18 protein-coding genes are annotated in these 16,890 nt (G+C 70.9%); 6 read left to right on the top strand and 12 right to left on the bottom strand.

Going from position 1 to position 16,890, the window contains the following annotated elements; genetic code table 11:
* The first annotated feature begins 268 nt into the window (after positions 1-268).
* Entirely contained in the window at positions 269-1,444 is a 1,176-nt protein-coding gene (locus tag ACRYCC_RS23075) for a hypothetical protein (RefSeq protein WP_433815212.1), read from the top strand.
* 10 nt (positions 1,445-1,454) lie between these two features.
* On the opposite strand, the gene ACRYCC_RS23070 is transcribed toward ACRYCC_RS23075, so the two are convergent.
* The 4 genes from ACRYCC_RS23070 to ACRYCC_RS23055 all read right to left on the bottom strand — a co-directional run bounded on the left by ACRYCC_RS23070 (position 1,455) and on the right by ACRYCC_RS23055 (position 5,194).
* Positions 1,455-2,060: a response regulator gene (locus ACRYCC_RS23070; RefSeq protein WP_433815210.1), complete on the bottom strand. Its 606-nt coding sequence runs from the start codon at positions 2,058-2,060 to the stop codon at positions 1,455-1,457.
* On the bottom strand, positions 2,057-3,160 hold the full coding sequence (locus ACRYCC_RS23065; protein ID WP_433815209.1) for a sensor histidine kinase: 1,104 nt from the start codon (positions 3,158-3,160) through the stop codon (positions 2,057-2,059). The genes ACRYCC_RS23070 and ACRYCC_RS23065 overlap by 4 nt, the downstream gene beginning before the upstream one ends.
* Positions 3,161-3,262: 102 nt before the next feature.
* The gene (locus ACRYCC_RS23060; protein ID WP_433815208.1) at positions 3,263-3,928 is read right to left on the bottom strand and encodes an ABC transporter ATP-binding protein; all 666 of its coding nucleotides are present in this window, start codon (positions 3,926-3,928) and stop codon (positions 3,263-3,265) included.
* Between the two features lie 102 nt (positions 3,929-4,030).
* Positions 4,031-5,194 carry a lactate 2-monooxygenase gene (locus tag ACRYCC_RS23055; protein ID WP_433815206.1) on the bottom strand — a complete coding sequence of 388 codons (1,164 nt, stop codon included), beginning with the start codon at positions 5,192-5,194 and terminating at the stop codon, positions 4,031-4,033.
* 92 nt (positions 5,195-5,286) lie between these two features.
* Here ACRYCC_RS23055 and ACRYCC_RS23050 point away from each other — a divergent pair, with 92 nt between their 5' ends.
* Together ACRYCC_RS23050 and ACRYCC_RS23045 are read left to right on the top strand one after the other, a co-directional pair.
* Positions 5,287-7,803, top strand: coding sequence for a DNA gyrase/topoisomerase IV subunit A (locus tag ACRYCC_RS23050; RefSeq protein ID WP_433815204.1), 2,517 nt, complete (start codon positions 5,287-5,289; stop codon positions 7,801-7,803).
* Positions 7,804-8,557: 754 nt separating this feature from the next.
* Positions 8,558-8,839 (top strand): hypothetical protein, encoded by a 282-nt coding sequence (locus tag ACRYCC_RS23045; RefSeq protein WP_433815202.1) that lies wholly within the window; start codon positions 8,558-8,560, stop codon positions 8,837-8,839.
* Positions 8,840-8,859: 20 nt separating this feature from the next.
* Here ACRYCC_RS23045 and ACRYCC_RS23040 read toward each other — a convergent pair whose 3' ends face one another.
* Positions 8,860-9,123 carry a DUF397 domain-containing protein gene (locus ACRYCC_RS23040; RefSeq protein ID WP_433816039.1) on the bottom strand — a complete coding sequence of 88 codons (264 nt, stop codon included), beginning with the start codon at positions 9,121-9,123 and terminating at the stop codon, positions 8,860-8,862.
* A 63-nt stretch (positions 9,124-9,186) separates the two neighbouring features.
* The gene (locus ACRYCC_RS23035; protein WP_433815201.1) at positions 9,187-9,948 is read right to left on the bottom strand and encodes a helix-turn-helix domain-containing protein; all 762 of its coding nucleotides are present in this window, start codon (positions 9,946-9,948) and stop codon (positions 9,187-9,189) included.
* A 151-nt stretch (positions 9,949-10,099) separates the two neighbouring features.
* Here ACRYCC_RS23035 and ACRYCC_RS23030 point away from each other — a divergent pair, with 151 nt between their 5' ends.
* Both ACRYCC_RS23030 and ACRYCC_RS23025 read left to right on the top strand, forming a co-directional pair.
* Positions 10,100-10,324 carry a hypothetical protein gene (locus ACRYCC_RS23030; protein ID WP_433815199.1) on the top strand — a complete coding sequence of 75 codons (225 nt, stop codon included), beginning with the start codon at positions 10,100-10,102 and terminating at the stop codon, positions 10,322-10,324.
* Positions 10,324-10,557, top strand: a complete 234-nt coding sequence (locus tag ACRYCC_RS23025) for a hypothetical protein (RefSeq protein WP_433815197.1) — start codon at positions 10,324-10,326, stop codon at positions 10,555-10,557. Before ACRYCC_RS23030 ends, ACRYCC_RS23025 begins: the two co-directional genes overlap by 1 nt.
* Here the strand turns inward: ACRYCC_RS23025 and ACRYCC_RS23020 are convergent.
* Both ACRYCC_RS23020 and ACRYCC_RS23015 read right to left on the bottom strand, forming a co-directional pair.
* Positions 10,517-11,161 (bottom strand): phosphatase PAP2 family protein, encoded by a 645-nt coding sequence (locus tag ACRYCC_RS23020; RefSeq protein WP_433815196.1) that lies wholly within the window; start codon positions 11,159-11,161, stop codon positions 10,517-10,519. The two genes, ACRYCC_RS23025 and ACRYCC_RS23020, sit on opposite strands and share 41 nt — an antisense overlap.
* 29 nt (positions 11,162-11,190) lie before the next feature.
* Positions 11,191-11,694 (bottom strand): LURP-one-related/scramblase family protein, encoded by a 504-nt coding sequence (locus ACRYCC_RS23015; RefSeq protein ID WP_433815195.1) that lies wholly within the window; start codon positions 11,692-11,694, stop codon positions 11,191-11,193.
* A gap of 110 nt (positions 11,695-11,804) precedes the next feature.
* Between ACRYCC_RS23015 and ACRYCC_RS23010 the strand changes: the two genes are divergently transcribed.
* Entirely contained in the window at positions 11,805-12,371 is a 567-nt protein-coding gene (locus ACRYCC_RS23010) for a thioredoxin family protein (protein ID WP_433815193.1), read from the top strand.
* Between the two features lie 30 nt (positions 12,372-12,401).
* On the opposite strand, the gene ACRYCC_RS23005 is transcribed toward ACRYCC_RS23010, so the two are convergent.
* The 4 genes from ACRYCC_RS23005 to ACRYCC_RS22990 all read right to left on the bottom strand — a co-directional run bounded on the left by ACRYCC_RS23005 (position 12,402) and on the right by ACRYCC_RS22990 (position 16,831).
* Positions 12,402-12,743, bottom strand: coding sequence for a hypothetical protein (locus tag ACRYCC_RS23005; RefSeq protein ID WP_433815191.1), 342 nt, complete (start codon positions 12,741-12,743; stop codon positions 12,402-12,404).
* A gap of 152 nt (positions 12,744-12,895) precedes the next feature.
* On the bottom strand, positions 12,896-13,552 hold the full coding sequence (locus ACRYCC_RS23000; protein WP_433815189.1) for a response regulator: 657 nt from the start codon (positions 13,550-13,552) through the stop codon (positions 12,896-12,898).
* Positions 13,549-14,661 (bottom strand): sensor histidine kinase, encoded by a 1,113-nt coding sequence (locus tag ACRYCC_RS22995; protein WP_433815187.1) that lies wholly within the window; start codon positions 14,659-14,661, stop codon positions 13,549-13,551. The genes ACRYCC_RS23000 and ACRYCC_RS22995 overlap by 4 nt, the downstream gene beginning before the upstream one ends.
* Before the next feature lie 82 nt (positions 14,662-14,743).
* Entirely contained in the window at positions 14,744-16,831 is a 2,088-nt protein-coding gene (locus ACRYCC_RS22990; RefSeq protein WP_433815185.1) for a DNA gyrase/topoisomerase IV subunit B, read from the bottom strand.
* Positions 16,832-16,890: the final 59 nt, after the last annotated feature.

Here is a 16,890-nt window from a genome sequence, read left to right as displayed (position 1 = left end):
CCGCCGAACCTCGAGATGGAAAGAGTCGATGCTGCGCAGTTTCCTTCGGAGGGCCCCCCTCGCCGTGGTGCTGATGGTGGCCTTTCTCGGGCTCCCCTCCGGTGGCCGGGCCTCGACCGGACATCGTGCGCGCCCGGTCGCCGGACCCCCCGTGAGCGTGACGTTCAACGACCCCACGAGCAGCGCGGCTGCACGTAAATATGCCGTCAGTAATGAATTCGACCGTTTGGTCCGCAAAGCCGAACCCGGTTCGACGATCAAATTGTCGATGTACGACATCACCCTGACAAACGAGGCGAAATTACTGGTGGCCGCCGCCAGAGACCCGAAACGCAAAGTGCACGTCCAAGTGGTCACCGACGGCACATCCGTGATCTATCCGGCCGTTCACGGCAGGCCGTCCGCACCCAACCCGGCCTACGACATCCTCAAGAAGGGGCTCGGCACCGACACCACCAAGCCGTCGTGGCTGGTGACCTGCCCGTACGAGATCCACGGGGCGGCCGGCCACCGGACCCTGACCACGCACGCGTGCATCGGCGACCGCCGCAGGAAGGCCATCAACCACAGCAAGTTCGCCGTGTTCTCCCGCACCGGCGGCATCTCGAAGGTCACATACCTGACCTCCGGCAACCTGACCCTGGGCAGCGGCCCGTTCGCGTGGAACAACGCCGTCACGCTGAACGGCGACGTCACCACCTACAACGCCTACGCGGGCTTCCACCGCGACCTGGCGGCCCTGCGCAGGGTGCCGCACGACGACTACTTCACCTACCGCCGGCCGAGGGCCGGCTCGCTGGGCCGCGCCTACTTCTTCCCCGAGGCCGGCAGGGACCCCGAGGACGCCATCGACTCCCGGACGGACGTGATCGCCAACTTCCTCGAGAAGATCTCCTGCACCGGCAACCGCACGCTCGGCACGCCCGGCGACCACCGCACGATCGTCCGGGCGGCGGTGGCGTGGTGGAGCCGCCCGGACATCGCCCACCTGCTGTGGTCGCTGGACAACGCGGGCTGCGACGTCGAGGTGGCCATGACCCGCGACGCCTTCGACACCAGGGCGCTGGAGATCATGACCGAGCCAGCCGGCGCCCGGTACGGCGGCGTCAAGGTGCACATCTTCCCCGACCTCCGGCACGACTACGTGCATTCGAAGTACCTGATCGTCGAGGGCGGCTACAACGGCAGGGCCGATGCCAGGGTGGTGTGGACCGGCAGCCACAACTTCACCAGGACCGCCCTGCGCACCTTCGACGAGACGATCCTGCAGCTGTTCGCCGGCGGGCGGCTGGAACCCGCCTACCTCGCCAACTTCGGGCGGGTCGCGGCGGCCGCGCCGTGCACGCGCCAGATGGGCCGGACGACCTGCCTCGACCGCTCCGCCGCGCGCATGGTCCTCAACCCGCAGGACGACGCCCCCGCGATCGGCCTGGAACAGCGCTGACCCGCCGGGATCACAGCCAGCCGAGGTCGCGGGCGGCCTTGACCGCGGCGTGCCGGTTGTCCACGCCGAGCTTGGTCACGGCGGCCGAGAGATAGTTGCGGACGGTCCCCTGGGACAGCCCCAGTCCACGGGCGATCCTGGAGACCGGTGCGCCGTCGGCCGCCGCCCGGAGCGTCTCCAGCTCCCGGGGGGTGAGCGGGCACTCGTCGGCGGCCAGGGCGTCGGCGGCCAGCTGCGGGTCGATGTAGCGGGCCCCCTCGTGGACCTGCCGGATCACCTGGGCGAGCCGGGCTCCCGGCGTGTCCTTGCCGAGGAACCCACGGACGCCGGCCGCCATGGCCTGGCGCAGGTTGCCGGGCCGGCCATGACCGGTGACGATCACCAGCCGGGTGCCGGGCAGCTCCTTGGACAGGTGCTGGGCCACCGCCAGGCCGTCCATCCCCGGCATGTCGATGTCGAGGACGGCCACGTCGGGCTTGAGCGCGAGGGCCCGCTCGACCGCGTGGTCTCCGCGCCCGACGTCCGCGACCACCTCGATGTCGTCCTCGGTGCCGAGCAGCAGCACCAGCGCCTCTCTGATCAGCAGGTGGTCGTCGGCCAGCAGTACTCGGATCATGCGGACACCTCCAGTGGGACCTGCGCGGCCACCCGGAAGGTCCCGTCGCCCGCCGAGGCGGCCGTGAACCGTCCGCCGACCTTCTCGATCCGTTCGGCCAGCCCGGCCAGCCCGCTGCCCGCCACACCCCCGTGCAGGCGGCCGGCCCCGTCGTTGGCGATCTCCAGGTGCACGCGCCCATCATCGGCCCAGACGATGAGCAGGCACCAGGTCGCGGTGCTGTGCCGCAGCACGTTGGTGACCGACTCGCGGGCCACCCACCCGAAGGTCTCGTGCACGTGGGCGGGCAGGCCCGGCGGGATCACCGGCGTCTCGCAGCGGATGCCGGCCGCGTGCAGGACGGCCGTCATGCCGTCCAGCTCGGTCCGCAGGGACGTGGCGCGGTATCCGCGGACGATCTCGCGGACGTCCTTGACGGCTCCGCGCGCGATGCCCTGGATCTCGGCGAGCTCCTTCGCCACCCGGCCCGGATCACGATCGATCATGCGCTCGGCGAGTTCGGCGCGCAGCGCGACGGCCTGCAGGCTGTGCCCGAGCACGTCGTGCAGGTCCCGGGCGAACCGCAGCCGTTCCTCGCCCACGGCGGCCCCGGCCAGCTCGGCCCGCGCCTGCCGGAGCTCCTCCACGACATGGCAGAACCAGACCGTCACCGCTCCCGAGAACGTGGTCGCCAGGATGTAGCCGCCCACGAAGAGCGTGGGTATCACCGGCCAGTCCATGACCAGCCCGAGGGTCACCGCGGCCGTGGCCATGGCCGCCGCGGCCACCGAGCCCGTACGGGCGGAGAAGACCACGGCGAACAGCCCGGCGGGGGCGGTCAGGGCCATCGCCCACTGCTGGCCGAGGGCCAGCACCAGGCCGAAGCAGACCAGCACCAGGACGGCCACGGCCAGCCGGTGCCGCACCCCGACCCGGCGCATGAGAGCCACCCACAACAGCCGGGGATAGACGGCGAGCACCACGGCCGTGGCGACCGCGCCCACCGCGAGGGCGCCGAGATCGTGGTGGGGGCCGTTGACCTGCCCGTAGAACTGGCTGCCGAGCAGCGACCCGAGCGTGAAGGTCGTCAGCAGCACGACGTACGTCGCCAGGACCCGCATGCCGGGCACCCGGGGGCTACGCGGGGGGCGGAGGGCGGTCGGCTCCAAGCTGGGGACCTAATCTACTGTTCGGTACGGGAGGTCCCCAGCGTATGCGGTCCGTCACGCCGCGCGGAGCCCCGGCGACGACCGGGGGTCGAGCATCCGGCCCGCGCTCATGATCGCGAACTGGTCGGCGAGCCGGGCGTCCTCCGGGTCGCCGCTGGTCATCAGGATGGCGACGCCGTGCCGTGCCAGCGAGCGCAGGGTCGCCCACACCTGGCGGCGGGCCTCGGGGTCCAGCCCGGTCATCGGCTCGTCCAGGAACAGCACGTCGGATCGGCCGACGAGGGCGAGTGCCAGGTCGAGCCGGCGCCGCTCGCCGGCGGACAGCTCCTCGAAGCGGGCCGTCGCGCGGGCGCCGAGCCCCACCTGCCACAGGGCCTCGTGCCGGGTGATCGGGTCGAGGGTCCAGCGTCGCCAGGTGTCGACGACCTCGGCCACGGTGAGCCCGGGGAACAGGCCGCCCTCGCGCCACACGGTGCCGGTCCGCACCGCTTCGGGCCGGGCGTAGGGGTCCACGCCGCGCACCCGTACCGCGCCGGCGGTGGGCCGCCGGTGGCCGGAGACGACCTCCAGCACGGTGGTCCTGCCCGCGCCGAACCGGCCGAGCAGCACATGGATCCGGCCCCGTGCGACGGTGAACGAAACCCCCCGGACGGCCTCGACCGTGCCGCTGGGCCGGCCGAAGGTGACGTACAGATCACGTACCTCGATAACCGTGTTCATGCCATCAAGACTCCCCGCAGAGCGGGAGATCCGGCAGTGCCGGCCGTCAGGAACCGGCGGTGAGGTTGGCAGGGGTCACCCATGACAGATGTCACGGCCGGCTCACGGCCCCTGGAGCACCTCCGGAGTCAGCTCCGCCAGCCGGGTGAGGCCCGCGAGGGTCATGGTGAGGTCGGTCTCGGCCAGCAGGCAGCGCAGGACGTGCCGTACGCCCGCCTCGCCGCCCAGCCCGAGCCCGTACGCGTAGGGACGCCCCAGCAGGACGGCGCGGGCGCCCAGCGCGAGGGCCTTGACCACGTCGGCGCCGGTGCGGACGCCGCTGTCGAACAGCACCGGGGTGCGCTCGCCGACGGCCGCGACGACACCGGGCAGCGCGTCCAGCGAGGCGATCGCCCCGTCCACCTGGCGGCCGCCGTGGTTGGAGACGATCACGCCGTCCATGCCCGCCTCCACCGCGCGCCGGGCGTCGTCGGGGTGCTGGACGCCCTTGAGCAGGATCGGCCCGTCCCAGTGCTCGCGCAGGAAGGGAAGGTCGTCCCAGGTCAGGCGAGGGTCGCTGAAGTTGGCCACCCAATGCATGATCGCGGCGTCCTGGTTGTCCGCCGTGACGGGCCCGCCGATCGCCTTCTGGAAGACCGGGTCGGAGAAGTAGTTGGCGGTGCCGATGGCCCGCAGGAACGGCAGGTAGGCGGCGTCGAGGTCGCGGGGCCGCCAGGCCAGCGTGACGGTGTCCAGGGTGACCACCAGCGCGGTGTACCCGGCCGCCCTGGCCCGGCCGAGGAAGCTGGCGGCCAGCTCGCGGTCCTTGGGCCAGTACAGCTGGTACCAGCGGGGCCCCGTGCCACCGGCCTCGGCGACCTGCTCGATCGTGTGGGACGCCGCGGTGCTCAGCACCATCGGGAGGCCGACGGACGCCGCCGCGCGGGCCACGGCCAGCTCACCGTCGGGGTGCAGGATGGACTGGACCCCGATCGGGGCGAGCAGCACCGGGGCGGGCAGCGTGGTCCCGAACAGTTCCATCGACAGATCCCGTACGGACACGTCCCGCAGCATGCGGGGCACGATCCGCCGGCGCTCGAACGCGGCCCGGTTGGCGCGCGCGGTCGACTCCGCCCCCGCGGACCCGGCGACGTAGCCGTACGCCTCGGCGGGCAGGGTGCGCTCGGCGAGCCCTTCCAGCCGGGTGAGGTCGGTGGGCAGCGAAGGCCGCTGGTCCGCGAGCCCGTTGAGGTAGATCTCGTTCTGGAAGTCGGCGAGCGGGCTCATGACTCTCCTCAGGGGTGGTGGACCGCACCCGTGATGGTACGACCCGGCGCGTGCCGTACCGATCTGTCCGCAACACCGGCCAGAATAGGCACATGGCACGCCGTGGATCTCAAGCTCCTCCCCCGCCGGACTTCGAAGAGAACATCATCGACGTCGACGTCTCCGAGGAAATGCGGGGCAGCTTCCTCGAATACGCCTACTCGGTCATCTACCAGCGGGCGCTCCCGGACGCGCGCGACGGGCTCAAGCCCGTCCAGCGCCGGATCCTGTACTCGATGAACGAGATGGGCCTGCGCCCCGACCGCGGGCACGTCAAGTGCGCCCGCGTCGTCGGCGAGGTGATGGGCAAGCTCCACCCGCACGGTGACGCCTCCATCTACGACGCGATGGTGCGCCAGGCCCAGCCGTGGTCGATGCGGATCCCGCTGGTCGACGGGCACGGCAACTTCGGCTCGATGGGCGGCGACGATCTTCCCGCCGCCATGCGGTACACCGAGTCCCGGCTGTCCCGCGAGGCCATGCTGATGGTGGCCACGATCGACGAGGACACCGTCGACTTCCGGCCCAACTACGACGGCCAGGAGTCCGAGCCGGAGGTGCTGCCCGCGGCCTTCCCCAACCTGCTGGTCAACGGCGCTTCGGGCATCGCGGTCGGCATGGCGACCAACATGGCGCCGCACAACCTCGGCGAAGTGATCGCCGCGGCCCGCCACCTCCTCACCCACCCCAACGCCACCCTCGACGACCTGATGCGGTTCGTGCCCGGCCCTGACCTGCCCACCGGCGGCAAGATCGTCGGGCTGGACGGCATCCGGGACGCCTACGAGACCGGCCGCGGCACCTTCCGCACCCGGGCCACCACCCACATCGAGAACGTCACCCCCCGCCGCAAGGGCATCATCGTCACCGAGCTGCCCTACACGGTGGGCCCCGAGCGCGTGGTCGCCAAGATCAAGGACATGGTCCAGGCGAAGAAGATCAACGGGATCTCCGACCTCAAGGACCTGACCGACCGCACCACCGGGCTGCAGCTGGTCATCGAGATCAAGAACGGCTTCCACCCCGAGGCGGTGCTGGAGGAGCTCTACCGCCTGACGCCGATGGAGGAGACCTTCGGCATCAACAACGTGGCACTCGTCGACGGCCAGCCCCGCACCATGGGCCTGCGCGAGCTGCTCCAGGTCTACGTCGACCACCGCATCGACGTCGTCCGGCGGCGCAGCGCCTTCCGGCGGCGCAAGCGGGAGGACCGGCTGCACCTGATCGACGGCCTGCTGATCGCCCTGCTCAACATCGACGAGGTCATCCAGGTCATCCGCGAGAGCGACGACTCCGCGCAGGCCAAGCAGCGGCTGATCCAGATCTTCGAGCTGTCGGAGATCCAGGCCCAGTACATCCTGGACACGCCGCTGCGCCGGCTCACCCGCTACGACCGGCTGGAGCTGGACAAGGAGAAGGAGCAGCTCACCCGCGAGATCGCCGAGCTCACCGAGATCCTCGAGTCCGAGACCAAGCTCCGCAAGGTCGTCTCCACCGAGCTCGCCGGGGTCGCCAAGGAGTACGGCAACCCGCGCCGGACCGTGCTGCTGGAGTCCTCCGGCCAGACCAAGACCGCCGCCGTGCCCCTCATGGTCGCCGACGACCCCTGCCGGGTGCTGCTGTCCTCGACCGGGCTGGTGGCCCGCACCACCAACGCCGCCCCGCTGCCCGCCGACGGCGACCGGGCGCCCCACGACGTGCTGGTCTCGGTGGTCACGGTGACCACGCGCGGGGAGGTCGGCGTCGTCACCTCCACCGGGCGCATGATCAGGATCGAGGTGGTCGACCTGCCCGCCATGCCGCCCTCGGCCTCCGCGCCCTCGCTGGCCGGCGGTGCTCCGATCAGCGAGTACGTCTCGCTGCAGCCGGATGAGACGGTGGTCGGGCTCGGCACCCTGGACCCCGAGGGCCCCGGATTCGGCGCCGGACTGGCGGTCGGCACCGAGCAGGGCGTGGTCAAGCGGGTCACCCCGGACTTCCCCGCCAACCGGGACGAGTTCGAGATCATCACCTTGAAGGAAGGCGACAAGGTCGTCGGCGCGGTCCAGCTCGACACCGAGGCCCAGGACCTGGTGTTCATCTCCAGCGACGCCCAGCTGCTCCGCTTCGGCGCCGAGAACGTGCGGCCGCAGGGCCGCGGGGCGGGCGGCATGGCGGGGATCCGGCTGGCGGCCGGGGCGAAGGTGGTGTGGTTCGGCTCGGTGGACTCCTCCCAGGAGTCGCTGGTCGTGACCATCGCGGGCTCGTCCGACACCCTGCCCGGCGTCCAGGTCGGCGCCGCCAAGATCGCGGCTTATGCCGAGTACCCGGCGAAGGGCCGTGCCACCGGAGGCGTACGGGCCCACCGCTTCCTCAAGGGCGAGGACGTCCTGCTGCTCGGCTGGGCGGGCCCGGCACCGGTGCGGGCCGCCTCCGTCACCGGCAAGCCGGTCGCGCTGCCCACCGTGCTGGGCCGCCGCGACGGCTCCGGCGAGCGCCTCGCCAACCCGGTCGCGGCCGTCGGCGGCCCCCTCGGCACCTTCACCGGCCTGACCGCCATCCCCGGCGACCAGGGCGACAGCGACCAGTGACCCCGGCCGGAGCGCGGCACCGACACCGCGCTCCGGCCAGATCACCCGGATCGCCCCCGACGTCCGCGACCCTCACCGGACGACGACACCTTCCGCACCGGCCACGGGTCCCCCGGCCATGGCCACCCTCATGTCATCGCCGTGAGCCTGCGTCACCCCAACGCCATCACCCAGATGCACGGGCCTCGGCACAGTGGACGCTCGCCCGCCCCCGGAACAGGCCGGGGGATACCACCTGGTCACCGCATTTGCCGTGACCACCGATACGCGGCCCCCGGCCGACAGGCCGGCAGACCGGCAGGCAGGCAGGCAGGCGACAAAGGCACAGTGGACGCTCGCCGCCTCCAGAGCAGGCCGGGGGATACCACCTGGTCACCGCATTTGCCGTGACCACCGATACGCGGCCCCCGGCCGACAGGCCGACCGGCAGGCAGGCAGGCAGGTCCATTGAGGAGCCGCGCCGACGCCGCGCGAGCGATGCGGGGGGCGCGGCCCCTGCGGCCGCGCCGGGGTGGTCAGGGCAATGCAACGCGAGAAGGAGTATCCCTCCCGCGACCGGAGGCGAGAAGCATCCATCACGACCTTGCCGTGGCCGTGGGAGACCAGACCCGGCGGGACGATCGGCGGGACTCGACTTGAGCCACGGCTGGTAGGGCGGAGCGGGGCCATCAAGGTCGACAGGACCCGAGAGCATTGTGACCCGCTGTGAGGTACTGTCGGCCTCCGGTCGGACGGGTGATCTGGAAGCGGGGCCATGGCGGCGGAGTTCGAGCTCGGCGACTACATCCTGGTCCAGGACGGCAGGACCCTCGAGGTGTTCCACCGCGGGTTGCCGGAGAGCATGCGGTTCCACGTGACATTTCTCGGCGTGGACGTGAAACCGCGCGGCGAGGAGTTCAAAGTCCGCCTCGGCGTCAGAAACGGCGACCAGATCATCGGCGGGGTACGGCTGAGCATGGACTCGGCGGAGTTCGCACGGTTCCGGGAGTTCATAGCCCTGGCGACCGCGGCCCGCGACCATCCCGCTGACGGATGACCGCGGGTACGTCAGTTACGTCAGCGCTCGTGGGAACCGGTACGGATCGTGGCGACGAACCTGCCGAAGGTGGCGTTGTCGAACGCCAGCACGGGACCGTAAGGGTCCTTGGAGTCGCGGATCGCGATGATCCCCGGCAGCCCGGCGACCTCGACCCGATCAGCACCGCCTTGACCGCTGGTACTACTGGTACGCCACCGAGCTTGCGCCACTTCGACACAGTTTCCACCCTGGCCACTGCTGTGGTTGCTCTTACGCCAGTCCATAGCGGGAAGATCCAGCATGTTCACGCGAAGTCCTCCTGCGCTCTCATGATCATTCGAGTGGACTCGGCGCGGGACAATGCCTCACCCATGATGAGATCGAACCGTACCGTGCAACTGGTGACCGTGTCTTTGTCCTCGCTGGCTGATATTCGGTCCTTCGACATACACCAGATCTGGGTCACGCTCGAATCCCAGCATGGTGAACGCCCCGTCCATCGCCGCATAGCTGACCGTGGAATAAGGCAGAACCCGTATCTGAACGCGCGTCGACGTGGCGAACTCCAAGATTTTGCCGAGTTGTTCATGCATCACCTTCGGTCCACCGATCGGTCGATGCAGAACCGACTCATCCAGCACGAACAGCGGGTGCGGCGGGACGTCCTGACGGAGGATCACCTGACGTTCCATTCGTCCGGCGACACGTTCCTCCAGAGTCGCGGCGGGCTCGGCTGCGTTCATGAGCGCTCGGGCATAAGCCTCGATCTGCAACAAGCCTGGCACCAACTGCACCTCGAAAGAACGGATGAATACCGCATCAGCTTCAAGCTCGACATATCTCGGAAAACCTGGCAATAGCACTCCATTACGACCCGCGCGTTTGATGGACTTCCAAAGGTGGTGGAAGGCTCCGTCGGTCTTGAAATAGGTGTCCAGGTCGGCGGAGAAGGCTTCGGACGGCGGCTTGTCGCCCTGCTCCATGGTGCCGATCCACTGCGGGGAGCAGCCCAGTGCCGCGGCGAGCTGAGCCATCGACAGGTCCGCCATGGTCCGGCGGCGCCGGAGCTCCGAGCCGAAGTGGCCGATGAGGGAGCCGGGGTCGGGATCTCGCTGCGGACGGGGCACGGGCACCTCCCGATTCGCCAACCCCCGGCCCGGTGGACGTGACACCTGGAGTGGTTGCGCTGTGGTGGACAACGGTTCGTAGCCGACAGTAACGCCGTGACAGCACTCTGGTCATGAAAACCGGCACAGATCAGGGGCGTTGGGACACGACATGAAGAACCACGAGACGGCCGCGATCGAGCGGGACTTCCCGGACTGGCTGGTCTGGCTGTCGCGGCACGGTGTGTGCTGGGCGGCCACCCTGCGGGCACCTGCCAAAGGCTGCGACGCGACCGTGATCAAGGACTCGGCCGGCGAGCTCCGCGAGGCCCTGGCCGAACAGGCGCGGCGCAGGACCGCCCCGCCCGTCCAGGCACCGCCGGGGACGGAGGCGTGATGCTTCCCGACGCTCCATCGACGCGGCCACGCCGTCTCGACGCCGAGGGGCCGGCAGAGCTGCTGGAAGGCCGTTTCCCCGGGGTCCGGGTCTGGTACGGCCGCCATACCGGCACCTGGTGGGCGTACATCCCGGTCGACGGCGGGCGGCTGGTGGAGGCGGACCGCCCGCAGCGCCTCGCGGACGCGATCGTCAGGGCCGCTGCGGGCGGTCGAAGGGGCGGGCGGCGATGAGCGGGACCAGCAGGAGGGGGCCGATCCCCCAGCTGGCCAGGACGTCGGTCAGCCAGTGGTAGTCGGCGAGGGTCAGGCCGATCCCCGCGACCAGGCCCGTCGTCAGGGCGAGCGCGAGGCGGCGCTCGGACGGCAGCCGCACCGCGAGGGCCGGGGCGGCGACCACGAGCAGTTCCAGGGCCACCCAGACCAGGACGAAGGCGTTGAGCGTGTGCCCGGAGGGGTAGGCGTCCCCGTACTCGAACAGCAGGTCCTTGCCGCCGACCGGGTAGGTCCGCGGGATCAGCGACTTGAGCAGCGTCTGGAGCAGCGAGAGGACGGCCACGATGAGGGCGCTCACCAGCGGATACCGCCAGGACCGGGTACGGACGCCCGCGACGGCGGCCAGCGGGACGATCAAGCACAGCAGCACCCAGCGCTGGCCGATCGCCGCGAGCGTCTCCGCGGCCGTCGCCCGGACGCCCTGGACGTGGGCGGCGTCGAAGCGGTGCACGACGTGGTCGAGATGGGTGAGCGGGCCGTGCGCGAGCACGTCGGCCGTGACGATGACCACCAGGGCCGCCGCCGGCACGCACACCGCGCCGCGCGGGACCCTGTGCGGCATCCGCTTGGCCGGGGCCGGGTGACCGGTGGTCAGTCGTCCCCCTTGCCATCCTCGTCGCCGTGGGCCAGCGCGTCCACGCAGACGGCCACGCTGAGCACGAGTGCGACGTCGACGGCGTCCGGGGCGACCTCGACGGCGTAGGTGTCGCGGACACGGAACCACTTGCGGGAGATCACGGCGAGCGATCCGCGCTCGTCCTCGATCTCGTACTCCTTGTCGAGGATGTTGCCCTTGATGGACCACTCCTGGCCGTCGGCCAGCTCGACGGTGAACCGGTCCCGGAACGGGCTGATCAGCTTCTTGCGCACCGTGGCGAGCCGGTCGCCGTCGCGGTCGATCACCATCGTGTCGCGCAGGCTGATCGCCTTCTTGTGGATCTTCGCTGCGACCTGGCCGTCACCGGTCTTGAGCTCGAAGGTCTGATGCAGGCGGAGCACCTTGCCGTCCACGAAAAAGGCCCGCTGCCCGGTCTCGTCCTCGATCCAGAAATCGTCGCCGATGCCGAAGATCCGCTCCCGTACGAGGTACTTCACCGTGGTTCCTTCCCAGGGGTGGCTGTCATTCATCCCCTTGCCCCTGGAAAGGGGGTTCATGCACCGGTGTGCCGCCGGAGGCCGGAACGGCGCCGGGCACAATGGCTTCTATGGCGACCAATTCGTTCATGGTCCCGCTGGGGACCGCCGCACCCGAGTTCACTCTGCCGTCCATCGACGGCCGCAAGGTGTCGTTGAGCGATTTCGACGGAGCACCGGCCCTGTTGGTGATCTTCCTGTCCAACCACTGCCCCTACGTACGCCGCATCGAGGCCGGTCTCGGCTCGGTGACCGCGTCGTACCGGGAGCGGGGGCTCGCCACCGTCGGGGTCGGCAGCAACGACGTCGTGAACTATCCCGACGACGACGCCGCTCATCTGGCCGAGCAGGCCGAGCGCGCGGGGTTCACGTTCCCGTACGTGATCGACGAGACCCAGCGGGTGGCACAGGCCTACAAGGCCGCCTGCACCCCGGACTTCTTCCTGTACGACGCGCAGCGGCGGCTCGCCTACCGGGGCGAGTTCGACGCGGCCCGGCCGAGGAACGATCTTCCCGCCGACGGCGCGACGCTGCGGGCCGCGATCGATCTGGTGCTGGCGGGCGAGCCCGTACCCGAGCCGCACACCCCCAGCATGGGGTGCGGCATCAAGTGGAAGCCCGGCAACGACCCCTTCTGACGGGCCCGCGGGCCGGGCCGGGCGAGCCGGTCAGGCCCGGACCCGCGGGGCCGGGACCAGGCCGCGTTCCGCGGCGGAGGCGACGGCGTCGAAGAGGTCGAGGGGCCCGCCGTGGCCGTTGTCGTAGTGCCAGCCGCGGATGATCCACTCCCCCTCCGTGCCGGGGTTGAACCGGCCCAGCGCGAAGCACCCGGCGACCACCATCCGGACGACCACCCGTTCGCTGTCGTCCATGCTCTCGGCGTACACGGCCGCGTCCAGCAGGCCGAGGGCCGAGCGGGCGTTGCCGCCGCCGTCCAGCTCGTCCGCGCGGTCCAGCCGCCACCGGGCGCACGACCGCAGATACTCGGCCATCATTCTGGTCCTGTGCACGCCGGGTCCTCTCCAAGACGTAGGGGCGACGTAGGGCCCGCTCCCATCGGTGACCGGGCGACTACATCATGACCGCGCCGTCGCGGGGGCTCACCGCTTTGACCGGTTCCAGGTGCGCTCTTGGCCGCTCCCGGGCCCGTGGGCGGCCGCCGTTACCCGGGCGACGCGAAGCCGTGCCGGAAGGCGTACGCCACCGCCTGGGCCCGGTCCCGCAGGGCGGCCTTGGCGAACAGGTTGTTGATGTGGGTCTTCACCGTGGCCTCGGAGATGAACAGCTCACGGGCGATCTCCGCGTTGGAGCGTCCCTGCGCGATCAGCCCCAGCACCTGCCCCTCGCGCTTGGTGAGCCCGTCCGGGAGGGCACCGCGCCCCCGGGGCGGCTCGGCGGACGTGAGGGCCTCGACCAGCCGGAGCTGTACGGAGGGGTCGAGCTGGGCCTCGCCCTCCCGTACGGCCGCGATCGCCTGGGCGATCTCCTCCGCGCCGGCGTCCTTGGTGAGGAATCCCCGGGCGCCGGCCCGCAGGGCGGCGAAGACCGATTCATCGTCGGCGTAGGTGGTCAGCACCACGACCTGCACGCCCGGATCGCCGCTGCGGATCCGGCGGGTCGCCTCCACTCCGTCCATCCGCGGCATGCGCAGGTCCATCAGCACCACGTCGGGCCGGTGCAGGGCGACCTGCTCGATCGCCTGCTCCCCGTCGCCGGCGACCCCGACGACCTCGATGCCGGGCAGGAGCCCCAGCAACAGCGCCAGACCTTCTCGTACGACCGTCTGGTCGTCGGCGACCACCACCCGGGTCACTGTCACGCCGGAACTCGCAGGATCACCCGGAATCCGCCTCCGGCCCGGCCCGACTCCAGCGTGCCACCGATCAGCTCGGCCCGCTCGCGCATCCCGACCAGCCCGTATCCGGACCCCGGGGACCGCTCGGCGTGCCCGGAGCCGCCGTCGTCGGTCATGTCCAGCTCCACGTCCGCGTCCCGGTAGCGCAGCCGTACGAGCGCGCGGGCGCCGGGGGCGTGCCTGCGCACGTTGGTGAGCGCCTCCTGGGCCGTCCGGACGACCGCCAGCCGGGCCTCGGGGGTCAGCTCCCGGCAGGGGCCGGTGATCTCGACGTCGCAGGGCCGCCCGGTCGCCGCCCGGAACTCCTCCGCGAGCTCGGCCAGGGCCTCCTCCGGCGGCGGGATCTCGCCGCGGAGCGTGGCCAGGGCCCGGCGGGTCTCCTCCAGGCCCGATCTGGCCAACCGCTGGGCCGACTCGACCCGTTCGAGGATCTGCTCCCGGCCGCCGTCTCCGGCCAGCAGGAGGCGGGCGCCCTCCAGGTGCACGATCTGGGCGGACAGCGAGTGGGCGAGGATGTCGTGGATCTCCCTGGCCAGGTGCGCCCGGTCGGCGAGCACCTCGTTGCGCGCCTGGGACTCGCGCAGCGCGTCGCGCTCCCGGGCGGTCATCCCGGCGAAGAACACTCCCGCGAATCCGATGGCCGACCAGATGTCGAGACGCGACTCGGTGACGTACCCGGCCATCAGCACACCGGCGATCCCGAGCGCCGCCAGCCCGGCCCCCCAGCGCAGCGGCAGGCTGGCGGCGGCCACCCCGACCGCGAGGTAGGCCAGGGCGATCGACGGGCCGCCGGGCACGATGACCAGGAGCAGGAGCGCGGCCGCGACCGCTCCGGTGAGGAGCCAGGGCACCCACCGGCCGAGCCGGCACCGGGCCCGGATGACCGTCGCGACCGCCAGGAAACCGGCCAGGTTGAGCAACCAGACGGCGCCGCGAGTGCCGTTGCCGGTGGTGTGCGAGACCGACTGGAGGGTGCCCGCCAGATAACCGCCGACGGCCCAGGCGACGAGCACCGCGACGCCCAGCAGGCGCAGCGGCGGTCTCCCGCGGCCGGTGACACTGACGAACCTCACCCGTGGACGGTAACCCGCGCCGGGACCGGGCGGGACCACCGCGGGGATGGAGTTCGCGCTCTCCACCCCGGGGTGGAGGGGCTCAGGCGTCGATGCGGGAGGCGTCCAGCTCGCTGGCGCCGGCGGTGATGAACTCGCGGCGCGGCGCCACCTCGGAGCCCATGAGCAGGTCGAAGATCTTGGCGGCGTCCTCGGCGTCCTCGATCCGGATGCGGCGGAGCATGCGGTGCCGGGGGTCCATGGTGGTCTCGGCCAGCTGGTCGGCGTCCATCTCGCCCAGGCCCTTGTAGCGCTGGACCGGCTCCTTCCAGCGGATGCCCTTGCGCTCGAACTCGACGAGCTTCTTGCGCAGCTCGCCGTCGCTGTAGCAGTAGACGTACTTCTCCTGGCCCTTTTTGGGGTTGGTCAGCTGGATCCGGTGCAGCGGCGGGACCGCGGCGAACACGCGCCCGGCATCGAGCATCGGGCGCATGTAGCGGTGCAGCAGGGTCAGCAGCAGGCAGCGGATGTGGCTGCCGTCCACGTCGGCGTCCGCCATCAGGATGATGCGCCCGTAACGGGCGGCGTCCAGGTCGAAGGTGCGCCCGGACCCGGCCCCGAGGACCTGGATGATCGCCGCGCACTCGGTGTTCTTGAGCATGTCGGCGACGGACGCCTTCTGCACGTTGAGGATCTTGCCCCGGATCGGCAGCAGCGCCTGGAACTCGGAGTTGCGCGCCAGCTTCGCCGTGCCCAGTGCCGAGTCGCCCTCGACGATGAACAGCTCGCTGCGGTCGTCGGTGGTGCGGCAGTCGACCAGCTTGGCCGGCAGCGCGGAGTTCTCCAGGGCGTTCTTGCGGCGCTGGTTGTCGCGCTGGGTGCGGGCGGCGATACGGGTCTTGGCCGCCGAGACGACCTTCTCCAGCACCGCGCGCAGCTGCTGCTTCTGCCCGCGCTTGGGCGCGTCGAACAGCGCGCCGAGCTCGCGTGCGACCACCTGGGAGACGATGCGGGTGGCGGCGGAGGTGCCCAGGATCTCCTTGGTCTGGCCCTCGAACTGCGGCTCGGGAAGCCGCACGGTCACGACCGCGGTGAGACCCTCCATGATGTCGTCCTTGAGCACGCCGTCGTCGCCGACCCTCAGCAGCCGGGCACTGCGCAGCTGCTCGTTGAGGACCCTGACCAGGGCCTTCTCGAAGCCGGACACGTGGGTGCCGCCCTTAGGGGTGGCGATCACGTTGACGAAGGAGCGGATCGTGGCGTCGTAGCCGGTCCCCCAGCGGAGCGCCACGTCGACCTCGAGGTCGCGGGCGACGTCCGTGGGCGTGAGGTGGCCCTGCTCGTCCAGGACCGGGACGGTCTCGGTGAAGTGGCCACGGCCCTCCAGCCGGAGCACCTCGCTGACCTCGGCGTCCTTGGCGAGGTAGGAGCAGAACTCGCTGATGCCGCCGTCGAACCGGAAGGTCTCCTCGACGACCTCCTCGCCGCGCTCGTCGCGCACCGAGATCGTCAGGCCCGGGACCAGGAACGCGGTCTGCCGCATCCGGTCCATGACCAGGCCCTGGTCGATGGTGGCGTCGCGCAGGAAGATCTGGAAGTCCGGCCAGAAGCGCACCCGGGTGCCGGTGACCCGGCGGGCGACCTTCTTGATCTGCCGCATGCCGGACTTCTTGGTGAACTTGGCATCCGGGCCCTGGCCAGCGAACTCACCGGGCATGCCGCGCCGGAAGCTCACCAGGTGGGTGTGGCCGCTGCGGTCCACCTCGACGTCGAGCCGCGCGGACAGCGCGTTCACCACCGAGGCGCCGACGCCGTGCAGGCCACCGGAGGCGGTGTAGGAGACCCCGCCGAACTTGCCGCCCGCGTGCAGCCGGGTCATGACCAGCTCGACACCGGGGAGCCCGGTCTTGGGCTCGATGTCGACGGGGATGCCGCGGCCGTCGTCTCCCACCTCGATGGAGCCGTCGGCGTGCAGGACGACGCTGATCTGCTTGCAGTGCCCGCCGAGCGCCTCGTCGACGGAGTTGTCGACGATCTCCCATAGGCAGTGCACCAGGCCCCGGCTGTCGGTGGACCCGATGTACATGCCGGGCCGCTTGCGTACGGCCTCCAGCCCTTCGAGCACGGACAGATGCCGGGCCGAATAGGCATGCGGGTCTTCGGCGGCCACTTCAGCGGTCATGGCGGTCAAGGGTTGAGCTCCTCGGGGGTAGAACATTCGCTCGGCAGCGTACCCGTGACCGAAGACAA

The organism is Actinomadura scrupuli (genome assembly GCF_050971785.1).
GTDB lineage: Bacteria > Actinomycetota > Actinomycetes > Streptosporangiales > Streptosporangiaceae > Actinomadura_E > Actinomadura_E scrupuli.
This window is presented reverse-complemented; position numbering and strand designations above follow the sequence as displayed.